Source organism: Lacibacter sp., from assembly GCF_035299325.1.
Taxonomy (GTDB): Bacteria; Bacteroidota; Bacteroidia; order Chitinophagales; family Chitinophagaceae; genus Lacibacter.
In genome coordinates this window covers 24899-36021 of the sequence record NZ_DATGWT010000036.1, presented here as the reverse complement: position 1 = coordinate 36021, position 11123 = coordinate 24899, and the positions used below count along the sequence as shown (strand labels likewise).

The window sequence follows — 11123 nt, the reverse complement described above, 5'->3', positions numbered from 1 at the left end:
TATCTGCGAAAGTATTTTAACTGATGCTATGTTTGATCTGCCGGGCAGCGATGAAAAACAATTTCATCTTACACTCGACTATGCAATGCACAAATTTGATAAGAGCAAACTTGGATTGCTGAAAGTAGCATAAGCCTGAGTACGAGGTAAGAAATACGAAGTACGAACGTGAATTATAATTGAACCTGTTGATTTTTTTCAACAGGTTTTTTGTTGAAGAAGATAGAGTCACAGATGAAACGGATGCAGCAGATGAACACAGATTTAAATCCCTTGTTATTCATTAAAATCTGTGTCATTACCGCCTGAATAACTTTAGTAGGACAGGCGTGTTTCTATCCAACATTCAACCTTTACCTTTAAACCTTAAACCAATCATTATGCAGGATCTCATCAACCGTTTAATGGCCGAAGGATTAACTGAGCAGCAAGCTTATAAATCAATTGAAGTGATCAAGAATTTTGCAAAGGAGAAGTTCCCAATCTTTGGTGGCGCTATTGATAAATTGTTCGATAAATACGGACCAAAAGACGAAGATGATTTTCTTGATTAAAATAACAAAGCCGCTCCTTTCGGAGCGGCCGCTTTCTCTCATGCTTGATTACTTATTTTAATTGCTCACGGGCTATAACGATCTTTTGTATTTCACTTGTACCTTCTCCAATTGTACACAGCTTCGAATCTCGATAATATTTTTCAACCGGAAAGTCTTTTGTATAACCGTAACCGCCAAAAATCTGAACCGCATCATTACTAACTCTTACGGCAACCTCACTTGCATAATATTTGGCCATTGCTCCGGCTTCCGTCACTTTTTCACCACGGTTCTTGAGATCAGCGGCTTTCATGATGAGCAATTCAGCAGCAGCGATCTCGGTTGCCATATCCGCTAATTTAAAAGAAATTCCCTGAAAATTTGCAATTGGCTGATCAAATTGATGACGTTCCTGAGAATATTTTAATGCAGCCTCAAACGCACCTTTTGCAATGCCCAACGATAATGCTGCAATAGAGATACGACCACCATCTAATATTTTCAAAGCCTGGCGAAAACCATCTCCAACTTTACCAATTCTGTTTGCATCAGGAATGTGGCAATTATCAAAGATCATTTCAGAAGTTTCGCTGGCACGCATTCCTAACTTATTTTCTTTTTTACCAGCTTTAAAACCCGGGGTTCCTCTTTCAACAATAAAAGCTGTGGAGTTACCGCTCACTCTTGGTTCACCCGTACGGGCAATAACAACTGCAACTTCTGCACTAATTCCATGTGTGATCCAGCATTTTGTTCCATTCAATACCCAATCATCACCATCCTTCACTGCTGTGGTTTGCATATTACCTGCATCACTACCGGTGTTTGGTTCTGTTAAGCCCCAGGCACCGATCCATTCACCACTTGCAAGCTTTGGCAAATATTTTTTCTTTTGATCCTCGTTCGCACAATACAAAATATGCCCGGTACAAAGTGAGTTATGAGCTGCAAGACTTAACCCCACTGAACCACAAACTTTCGCTGTTTCAACAATGGCTGCCACATATTCGTAGTAGCTAAATCCGCTTCCCCCATACTCTTCAGGAACAAACATGCCCATCAATCCAAGCTTACCCATTTCCTGCAACACATCTTTTGGGAAATGCTGGGTTTCATCCCACTCCATCACATGCGGTTTAATGTGTTTGTGTGCAAAATCCCTTGCCACCTGCGCTACCTGCTGAGTTATTTCGTTTTGTTTAAAATCCATCGTCTGTTTATTTATTCCCGATCTGCCATTAAAATAAGTTGAGCCATGAACTGACGATAAAACCAGCACCATGACTCAACTGTTTTACATGTAGCAATCAATCGAAACGGCACTGCAAATATAAGTGAACACTAACATATGTTAGCAAAAAAAGGGAGAAAATTTTCCCCTTTACTTTACTGTAAGATAAGGACTGATTTTCCGATAAAGTGCTTCATCTATAGCGCCGATCTTTTGCAGATCGGTAATTGTGGAGAAATTGCCATGTTGGCTCCTGTATTGTACAATGGCATTGGCCACGGAAAAACCAATGTAAGGATGTGCTTTTAACTGTTCAACTGTGGAATTGTTCACATCAATTTGGTTGATAGCTGAGCTGCCAAGTCGTAATTGCTGTTTCACTTTCTGAAAAACAGAATCGGGCAAACCGTATGTTTCACCAATCTGTTCTATTGAAACAAACCCACCAAGTTTGGTACGAAAGTTAACGATGCGTCTTGCGTAAGCTGAGCCAATTCCTTTCAGCTGTTTCCAGGTTGTTGTGTCAGCATGATTAATATCAACAACAACCGCATTGTATTCTTTTCGTTCCGTTTTAGTTTCAGTTGAAACGATTGTCGATTCCGTAAATCTTTTTGTTGGTGCTTCAATTTGTACATAAGGCAATAAGCGTTCATACTCATCGGTATACAAGCCATAAATATGTTGCAGGTCTTTTGGTGCATAAAACTTTCCGCCTTTGCTTCGGTATTTGAGAATTGTCTGAATCGTTTTATCACGCAAGCCTAAACGCTTCCACTCCTCTGCTGTAGCTGTGTTTGGATTAAAGAAAAATAATTCGCCGGTTATTTTCTCTCTCCGGTATTTTTCAAACTTTGATTCTTTGGGTTTATAGAGATCAGCATCGGAATAGGAAGCAGCTGTAGTTTCATTTTTATCGGGGAGAATTTCCAATGCGGCTAATTCTCGCTGGGCAACCGTATCAACAACCAGTTCAATATCGTCTTTCACAAGAAAAGGGAAGATGGTGGGCAAAAGAGAAAAGAACAACGCCAGTAAACCAAGTATGATGATGGCATTACGTTCTTTCTTTGTGAAGGAGAAATATTCCTTCACCCATTTGGTTTGGGTAAACTGCATACCTCTAAAATAGCAGTTGAGCAAGGAAAATGAAATACTACAAAGCGGGTAGTTGCTTATAAATTCAGCACTAATCCATCATAACCCAGATGGATACCTGAGGGTAATTCTGTAGTAATTGCTGCGTGTAAACCTAACTGGTGACTGATATGTGTGAAATATGCTTCCGGCACTTCCAATTCCTGCACCAGTTCAACAGCTTCTTCAAGATTGTAATGTGAAATATGTTTCTCTTTTCGAAGAGCATTCAACACCATCGTCTTGCTGCCTCTGATTTTTTGCTTTTCGTTTTCTTCAATGTAATTCGCATCGGTGATATAGGTAAACGGTCCGAAACGAAATCCATAGACCGGCATTTTCATATGCCAAACCAAAATAGGTTCAATGTAAAGATCATTGATTGTAAACGGTTCTTCTGTGATCGTATGAAGATCGATCTCAGGAACACCCGGATAACGGGTATCTGAAAACGCATAATAAAAATCACGACGAAGTGCTTCTTCTGTGAGGTAATTGCAATACACTTTCATTGACCTCTGACTGATGTAATTAAATGCACGTACATCATCTAAACCTGCAATATGATCTCTGTGTGGATGTGTGAAAATAATGGCATCAACTTTTTTGATACCAAGCCGAAGCATCTGGTAACGGAAATCGGGTGTTGTATCAACGACAATGGTTGTTTCTGCTGTTTCAACCATGATACTGCTGCGGAGACGATTATCCTTTGGATCATTTGAAGTACATACTTCACAATCGCAACCGATCATGGGTACACCGCTGCTGGTGCCTGTTCCTAAAAAAGTGATTTTGATGGGAGGATAACTCACCGGGTAAATTTATAAATGAAAAATTGAAAATGAGAAATGAAAAAGTTTCTTTCACAGTGAATTATCTTCTTCATTTTTAATTTCTCATTCTTCATTTATGATTCCTCATTGGTAGCTTTTGCTTTAGCTTCAGCCAGCGCCATTACTTCTTCGTACAATTTTTGTGAACCGGCTGTAAGTGCATCGAAGTTGATGTTCACCTGTGGAATTAGTTCGAGCAAGGTGTTGATGCGACTTTCCTGCATCAGGAATTTATTGAGCACCACTACTTTCTTCTGCTCCAATATACAATAGCCGCTTTGGAAGGTGCCACGTTCGTAACGTACCACGTAGCCGCTTTCTTCAAGCACATCTTCTAATTTATCTAATGTTGTTTGATTCAGTTTCATGCCCAATCCCCAAAGGGATCTTTAGTTCGTTGCAAATTTACCGTTACTGCCGCTCATAACCTGTTTCATTAAGTAAGACTTTTCCACAGCAGGGTTGATCGTACTTCTTACTTTGTACCTCGTAGTTAATGCTATTTGCTCGTCATCCGCACCACGGGAATAATCATTTCTTCCAAACTCACGCCACCATGCTGAAACGTATTACGGTAATAGTTCACATAATAGTTGTAATTATTAGGATAACATAGATACATATCCTCTCTTGCAAAAATGAACGATGAGTTTACATTGGGCATCGGCAAACCTGCCTCAGCCGGATCACGGAAGGCCAATACCTCTTTTGGTTCGAAGTTGAGGTTGCGGCCATGTTTATAACGGATGTTGGTGGTTGTTTCTTTATCGCCAATAACCTTCGACGGTTTCTGCACCCGAATGCTGCCATGATCGGTCGCCATTACAATATTGATCTTTTTATCGGCGATCTTCTTCAGTGCCTGGTTAAGCGGCGAATGTTCGAACCAGCTGGTGGTAATGCTTCGGTAGCTTTTCTCATCGTTTGCAAGCTCTTTCAAAACTTCCATTTCAGTTCTTGCATGACTAAGCATATCTACAAAATTGTACACGATCACATTAATGTCGTTCTGCAACAGGTTATGGATATTATTCACCAACTCCTGCCCTGCATGATGATTCAATACTTTGGTAAACGATACTTTTAAATCTCCTTTTCCCAATCGCTTTAACTGCTCCCTGAAAAATTCTTCTTCATGCAGATTTTTTCCTCCTTCATCATTATCGTTCTTCCATTGCTTCGGAAATTTCTTTTCAATATCAACAGGTAATAACCCGCTGAAAATTGCATTACGGCTGTATTGTGTTGCCGTAGGTAATATTGAATAGAACGATTCTTCTTCTGCTATACGGAAGTTCTCCGCAAAAATGGGTTGAATGGCTTTCCATTGGTCGAAGCGAAGATTATCGATCAGGATAAAAAATAATGGCGTTCCTTTCTCTACATGCGGCAATACTTTAAACCTGAACAGTGTATGGCTCATGATGGGAGCTTCAGCCGACTTAGGTTTCAACCAATCAGCGTAATGCCTTGATATGTATTTGAAGTATTCATTGTTGGCTTCGCTTTTCTGTTGCTGCAATACCTCACTCATTTCGGGGCTATCGGCCTTGCTCATCTCCAGTTCCCAATACACAAGTTTTTTATAAATATCCATCCACTCATTGTAATTCGGATTGCTGTTGAGTGCCATGAACAAATTGCGAAATTGCTGCTGGTAAGCCGATGTTGTTTTTTCACTCACCAAACGTTTGTTGTCAATGATCTTTTTTAAACTCAGCAACACCTGGTTGGGGTTAACCGGTTTAATAAGATAATCACTGATCTGCGAACCAATAGCATCGTCCATCAGGTTCTCTGTTTCATTTTTGGTGATAAGGACAACCGGTATCGATTGATTCACTTCTTTGATCTTCGTCAATGTTTCCAAACCGGTTATGCCGGGCATGGTTTCATCCATCAACACAACATCAACAAAATTTTCTTTTACATAATCAATTGCATCAAACCCATTGGTGAGAGTGTGTACTTCGTAGCCTTTATTTTCGAGGAAGAGTTTCTGTGATTGCAGACTTTCAATTTCATCATCTACCCAAAGAATTTTTGCTAATGCCATGCTTATTGGTTTAAAACAAAAGTTAAGTGCTCAAGGTACAAGTTTCAGACCACAAGACATTACCTTTGCACACTTGCTGCCTTGATATTTAACAGATTAACAATGAAATTCAGGAAAATAGTAAACGATCCGGTTTATGGCTTTATCACCTTTGATGATGAGTTGATCTATAAAATACTCTCCCATCCTTTTTACCAGCGTTTAAGACGCATTCATCAAATGGCACTGGCTCATTTGGTATATCCGGGTGCTGTGCATACTAGATTGCATCACAGCATGGGCGCCTATCACCTCATGTGCCAGGCATTGCTTGAATTAAAAAATAAAGGAGTTGAAATAACGGCTGAAGAAGAACAGGCCGCAAAGCTGGCAATTTTATTGCACGATGTTGGTCACGGACCATTCAGTCATGCATTGGAACATGTGTTGATTGAAGATGTGCATCACGAAGAGATTTCACTACTCATTTTTGAACATCTTAATAAAGAATTTAACGGGGCACTTGAACTTGCTATCTCCATTTTCAAAGGCACTTATCACAAACTTTTTTTGCACCAGCTCATCAGCAGTCAATTAGATGTTGACCGGATGGATTACCTCACCCGTGATAGTTTTTACAGTGGTGTGAGTGAGGGGGTGATTGGTTACGACCGTATCATTAAAATGATGGTGGTGCATAACAATGAGTTGATGGTGGAAGAAAAAGCAGTGTACAGCATTGAAAAATTCCTGGTTGCCCGCAGGTTGATGTATTGGCAAGCCTACCTCCACAAAACAGTTTTGAGTGCAGAGAATATGCTGGTGAAGATCCTCGATCGTGCAAGGGTTTTGGCAAAAGAAGAAACAGGAGCTTTCTCTTCAAATCCTGTTCTGGATGAATTTCTGCGCACAACACATTCGGCCACGTTTATTCGTAATAATCTAGCTAAGTTTTGCGAACTGGATGATTATGATGTGCTTGCTTCCATCAAAAAATGGATGCACCACCCTGATAAAGTATTGAGCACACTCAGTCAATGGTTGTTAAACCGTAATATGCTTAAAACAAAACTACAGATGCAGCCGTTTAATGAAAAAGAAATGGAGGTTGTGCAGCAAAAGGCAATGGAACAGTTGTCGTTAAGCAGCGAAGAAGTTGGCTATTTTGTGTTTAACGGCATTGCTGAGAACAGAATGTACAACCCCGGCAACGAGCATATTAATATTCTTTATAAAGACGGAACGGTTAAAGATATATCAGAAATAGAGTATGGATTGATCCATAAAGCTATCGCCAGCCCCGTTCGTAAGTTCTATCTTTGCCAGCCTGCACTTCGGTAAAAAGTGTACAAATGGCAAAGTAAAAGATTGTTTCGCATCGTTTTTGAAAGTAACTTTAAAACATTAAGACAGGATACATGGAGTTTTCGGCTTCGCAAATTGCGCTCATTATTAAAGGTTCGTTAGAGGGTAATCCTAACGCCACAGTAAATTCTTTCAATAAGATTGAAGAAGCAGTTGCCGGTCAACTCGCCTTTTTAGCCAATCCCAAATACGAAGATTATTTATACAGCACCGGTGCTTCCATCATTATTATTAATGAATCATTGGAGCTAAGGCAATCGATTGACGCCACCCTGATCCGTGTACCCGATGCTTACAGTGCTTTTGCCACTTTGCTCCAGGCTTACGAACAGATCATGGAGCAAAAGATGGTAGGTATTCAGGAGCCGTCGTTCGTAGCCAAATCGGCAACTATTGCTGAAAATGTTTTTGTTGGTGCATTTACCTATATCGGTGAAAATGTGAAGCTGGGAAAGAACGTAAAAATTCACCCTCATTGTTATATAGGTAACGGTGTTGTAATTGGCGACAACTCAGTTATTAATCCCGGGGTAAAAATCTATCATAACTGCGTTATTGGCAACAAAGTGATCATCCATGCCGGGACAGTTTTAGGTGGTGATGGCTTTGGTTTTGCACCACAGCCAGACGGTACGTATAAAAAAGTTCCTCAAATTGGCAATGTGGTGGTTGAAGATGAGGTGGAGATTGGTTCAAATTGCACCATCGACAGGGCAACCATGGGTTCAACCATTATTCACCACGGTGCCAAACTTGATAACCTGATCCAGATAGCTCACAATGTTGAAATAGGTACTTACACTGTTATTGCTGCTCAAACAGGCATAAGCGGCAGTACCAAGATCGGCAGCCGTGTAATGATTGGTGGACAGGCAGGCATTGTTGGCCATATCACTATTGCCGACGGCAGCCGCATTAACGCCCAAAGTGGTGTGAGCAAATCAATGAAGCAGCCAAACAGTGTGGTAACTGGTTCACCTGCCTTTGATTATACCAGTACCCTGCGCAGTCAGGCTATTTTCCGCAACCTGCCCGATCTTGAAAAACGCATTGCTGAACTGGAATTTCTCATCAAACAATTGATGGCCGAAAAAGAAAGTATTTAGCCTCTTATACGCTTACGGTCGTTTCACCTCTTTTTTATTACTTTCGTGCCCATGAATCAGAGTAACGGCAACGGGCATACCAACCAACATACACTGGCTGAGTCAATTACCATTTCCGGCGTGGGCATCCATACCGGCTCCCCGGTAAATATGACTCTCGAACCCGCCGAGCCCAATACAGGCATTATTTTTCAACGAATCGACCTTCCTGATCAGCCAACAGTAAAGGCTGATGTGGATTTTGTAATTGAAACAAACCGCAGCACAACGCTCTCAAACAACGGAGCTTCTGTTAGTACAGTGGAACATCTGTTGGCAGCTTTTGCCGGTTGTGACGTAGATAATGTGCTTATTAAAATAGACGGACCGGAAATTCCGATCCTTGACGGTAGTTCACAACCCTTTGTTGAAGCTTTGCAAAAAGTTGGACGCAAAAAACAGGATGCCATCAAAACATGGTACAGTATCGACCATAATATCTATTTTCTCGATGAGAATAAGAAAGTGGAAATGGTAGCCATGCCAGCCGATACTTTCCGCATCAATACATTGATTGATTTCAACTCACCTGTGCTTGGTACACAACATGCACAAATGAGTAATCTCGGTGAGTTCAATGATGAAATTGCATCGTGCAGAACCTTTTCTTTTTTCCACGAGCTTGAGTTTCTCCTAAAAAATAATCTCATTAAAGGCGGTGATCTCAACAATGCAATCGTGGTGGTTGATAAACCCGTAAGTGATGAGCAACTTGAAACGCTTTCAAAAGCATTCGGTAAAGAAAAGTTTGCGGTAACCAGCGAGGGATATCTCAACAATCTGCAGTTGCGTTTCCCAAATGAGCCTGCCCGTCATAAACTGCTTGACCTTGTTGGCGATCTTGCCTTGGTGGGCATGCCTTTCAAAGCACACATCATTGCCAACCGTCCGGGTCATGCAAGTAATGTGGAGTTTGCACGCAAGATCAAAGAGCACATCAAAAAGAACCGGTTCAAAGTAAATGTTCCTGTTTATCATCCCGATAAACCTCCGGTACATGATGTTGTGGAAATTGAAAAAATCCTTCCTCACCGCTACCCTTTTCTTTTAGTTGATAAGATCATTGATCTTACAGATACTTATATTGTAGGTGTAAAAAATGTAACCTATAATGAACCCTTTTTCCAGGGACATTTTCCGGGCAATTATGTAATGCCAGGTGTGTTACAAATTGAGGCACTGGCTCAGTGTGGCGGCTTACTGGCGATACCAAAAAATACAGAAGATAAATACGATACTTACTTTTTGAAGGTAGATAATTGTAAATTCAAACAGAAAGTAGTACCCGGCGATACCTTAATTTTAAAAATGGAATTGAAAAATCCCATCCGCAGAGGTATTGTTGAAATGAGAGGAACCATCTTTGTGGGCAGCAAAGTGGTGTGTGAAGGTGATCTTACTGCTCAAATTGTAAAAAGAACCAAGAATGATTAGTAACCTTGCTCATATACACCCCAATGCTCAGATAGGTGCCAATGTAACCATTGATCCGTTTTCCGTTATTCACGATGATGTGGTAATTGGAGATGGAACACATGTAATGAGCAACGTCACTATTTTCTCAGCATCACGCATTGGAAAAAACTGTAACATTTTTCCCGGTGCTGTTATTGGTGCTGTGCCACAAGATTTGAAGTACCGTGGCGAATATACATTAGCTGAGATTGGTGATAATACCACCGTTCGTGAATGTGTAACCATTCATCGGGGTACTACTGATAAGAATACAACAAAGGTTGGCAGTAATTGCCTTATCATGGCTTACGCACATGTTGCACATGATTGTGTTGTTGGTAACAATGTTATTCTTGCCAACTCCGTTCAGTTAGCAGGACATGTTACGATTGATGATTATGCTATTATTGGTGGTATGAGTGCTGCTCATCAGTTTACTCACGTTGGGAAACACACGTATATAGCAGGCATGAGCGCCATCCGCAAGGATGTTCCGCCTTATGTGAAAGCAGCACGTGAGCCTTTAAGCTATGTGGGTATTAACAATGTAGGTTTAAGCCGCCGTGGTTACAGCAAAGAAACCATTGAAGAAATCTTCAAGATCTATCATATACTTTTCGTTGAGAAGCACATTGTGTCGAAAGCTGTTGAGCTGATCGAAAGCATGTTGCCTTCAACAGAAACCAGAGACGAGATCCTTGGTTTTATAAAGAAATCTGAGATCGGCATTATCAAACGTCATTCACAAACCAGCGGTGATGAAGATATTGCTTTCTGATGCCGGCAAGCGATACAACAGGGAATGGATCTTTCGGGGCCTCACTTACGAATTTACAGATGCTGATGCGTATGCTATAACCGGTAACAACGGTTCGGGTAAATCAACTTTATTGCAGATTATTGCAGGTGCTGTGCAACACTCCGAAGGGAAACTTGATTTTATAAATGCAGATAAAAGTATTGCGGCAGAACATCATCATCAATATATCGGTATTGCAGCTCCTTATCTTGAATTGCCCGAAGAAATGACCTTGGTTGAGTTCCTTGAATTTCACCAGTCATTCAAATCCTTTCTTCCATCATTTACTGCAAAGAGCATAATTCATTTACTTGGACTGGAAAAAGCAAGCAATAAACAGCTTCGTAACTTCAGTAGCGGCATGAAACAACGGGTTAAACTGGCACAAGCCATTTTAAGTGATGTACCAGTTGTATTACTTGATGAACCATGCACGAACTTAGATGCAGATGGCATTTCACTATACCACAAGTTGATCAATGAAAATTGCAGTAACCGGTTAGTAATCGTAAGTAGCAATGATGAAGTGGAATACAAATTCTGCAATCACAAGCTCAGCATCATGGACTATAAATAATAAGCAC

General features: G+C 40.7%; 11 protein-coding genes. 6 read left to right on the top strand and 5 right to left on the bottom strand.

Annotation, left to right across the window (positions count from 1 at the left end):
* The first annotated feature begins 380 nt into the window (after positions 1–380).
* Positions 381–554: a hypothetical protein gene (locus VK159_RS19540; RefSeq protein WP_182802073.1), complete on the top strand. Its 174-nt coding sequence runs from the start codon at positions 381–383 to the stop codon at positions 552–554.
* Positions 555–606: 52 nt separating this feature from the next.
* On the opposite strand, the gene VK159_RS19535 is transcribed toward VK159_RS19540, so the two are convergent.
* From VK159_RS19535 to VK159_RS19515, 5 genes are all read right to left on the bottom strand, one after another.
* On the bottom strand, positions 607–1746 hold the full coding sequence (locus VK159_RS19535) for an acyl-CoA dehydrogenase family protein (protein WP_324231857.1): 1140 nt from the start codon (positions 1744–1746) through the stop codon (positions 607–609).
* A gap of 171 nt (positions 1747–1917) precedes the next feature.
* On the bottom strand, positions 1918–2886 hold the full coding sequence (locus tag VK159_RS19530) for a ComEA family DNA-binding protein (RefSeq protein ID WP_324231856.1): 969 nt from the start codon (positions 2884–2886) through the stop codon (positions 1918–1920).
* A 56-nt stretch (positions 2887–2942) separates the two neighbouring features.
* Entirely contained in the window at positions 2943–3719 is a 777-nt protein-coding gene (locus VK159_RS19525) for an MBL fold metallo-hydrolase (RefSeq protein WP_324231855.1), read from the bottom strand.
* Between the two features lie 95 nt (positions 3720–3814).
* Positions 3815–4108, bottom strand: coding sequence for a hypothetical protein (locus tag VK159_RS19520; RefSeq protein ID WP_324231854.1), 294 nt, complete (start codon positions 4106–4108; stop codon positions 3815–3817).
* 131 nt (positions 4109–4239) lie between these two features.
* A complete protein-coding gene (locus VK159_RS19515; protein ID WP_324231853.1) occupies positions 4240–5796 on the bottom strand; it encodes a bifunctional response regulator/alkaline phosphatase family protein in 1557 nt (518 codons plus the stop codon).
* Between the two features lie 102 nt (positions 5797–5898).
* Here VK159_RS19515 and VK159_RS19510 point away from each other — a divergent pair, with 102 nt between their 5' ends.
* From VK159_RS19510 to VK159_RS19490, 5 genes are all read left to right on the top strand, one after another.
* On the top strand, positions 5899–7116 hold the full coding sequence (locus VK159_RS19510; RefSeq protein WP_324231852.1) for an HD domain-containing protein: 1218 nt from the start codon (positions 5899–5901) through the stop codon (positions 7114–7116).
* Between the two features lie 77 nt (positions 7117–7193).
* Positions 7194–8246, top strand: coding sequence for a UDP-3-O-(3-hydroxymyristoyl)glucosamine N-acyltransferase (gene lpxD, locus VK159_RS19505; RefSeq protein ID WP_324231851.1), 1053 nt, complete (start codon positions 7194–7196; stop codon positions 8244–8246).
* 51 nt (positions 8247–8297) lie between these two features.
* Positions 8298–9719 (top strand): bifunctional UDP-3-O-[3-hydroxymyristoyl] N-acetylglucosamine deacetylase/3-hydroxyacyl-ACP dehydratase, encoded by a 1422-nt coding sequence (locus tag VK159_RS19500; RefSeq protein WP_324231850.1) that lies wholly within the window; start codon positions 8298–8300, stop codon positions 9717–9719.
* Positions 9712–10518, top strand: a complete 807-nt coding sequence (gene lpxA, locus VK159_RS19495) for an acyl-ACP--UDP-N-acetylglucosamine O-acyltransferase (RefSeq protein WP_324231849.1) — start codon at positions 9712–9714, stop codon at positions 10516–10518. Before VK159_RS19500 ends, lpxA begins: the two co-directional genes overlap by 8 nt.
* Positions 10499–11116 (top strand): ABC transporter ATP-binding protein, encoded by a 618-nt coding sequence (locus tag VK159_RS19490; RefSeq protein WP_324231848.1) that lies wholly within the window; start codon positions 10499–10501, stop codon positions 11114–11116. The genes lpxA and VK159_RS19490 overlap by 20 nt, the downstream gene beginning before the upstream one ends.
* The last annotated feature ends 7 nt before the right edge of the window (positions 11117–11123 follow it).

What these genes read in the sequence shown, in the direction of transcription:
- VK159_RS19540 (WP_182802073.1), top strand. Translation starts at nt 381, where the DNA reads ATGCAGGATCTCATCAACCGTTTAATGGCCGAAGGATTAACTGAGCAG.
- VK159_RS19535 (WP_324231857.1), bottom strand. Translation starts at nt 1,746, where the DNA reads ATGGATTTTAAACAAAACGAAATAACTCAGCAGGTAGCGCAGGTGGCA.
- VK159_RS19530 (WP_324231856.1), bottom strand. Translation starts at nt 2,886, where the DNA reads ATGCAGTTTACCCAAACCAAATGGGTGAAGGAATATTTCTCCTTCACA.
- VK159_RS19520 (WP_324231854.1), bottom strand. Translation starts at nt 4,108, where the DNA reads ATGAAACTGAATCAAACAACATTAGATAAATTAGAAGATGTGCTTGAA.
- VK159_RS19515 (WP_324231853.1), bottom strand. Translation starts at nt 5,796, where the DNA reads ATGGCATTAGCAAAAATTCTTTGGGTAGATGATGAAATTGAAAGTCTG.
- VK159_RS19510 (WP_324231852.1), top strand. Translation starts at nt 5,899, where the DNA reads ATGAAATTCAGGAAAATAGTAAACGATCCGGTTTATGGCTTTATCACC.
- lpxD (WP_324231851.1), top strand. Translation starts at nt 7,194, where the DNA reads ATGGAGTTTTCGGCTTCGCAAATTGCGCTCATTATTAAAGGTTCGTTA.
- VK159_RS19500 (WP_324231850.1), top strand. Translation starts at nt 8,298, where the DNA reads ATGAATCAGAGTAACGGCAACGGGCATACCAACCAACATACACTGGCT.
- lpxA (WP_324231849.1), top strand. Translation starts at nt 9,712, where the DNA reads ATGATTAGTAACCTTGCTCATATACACCCCAATGCTCAGATAGGTGCC.
- VK159_RS19490 (WP_324231848.1), top strand. Translation starts at nt 10,499, where the DNA reads ATGAAGATATTGCTTTCTGATGCCGGCAAGCGATACAACAGGGAATGG.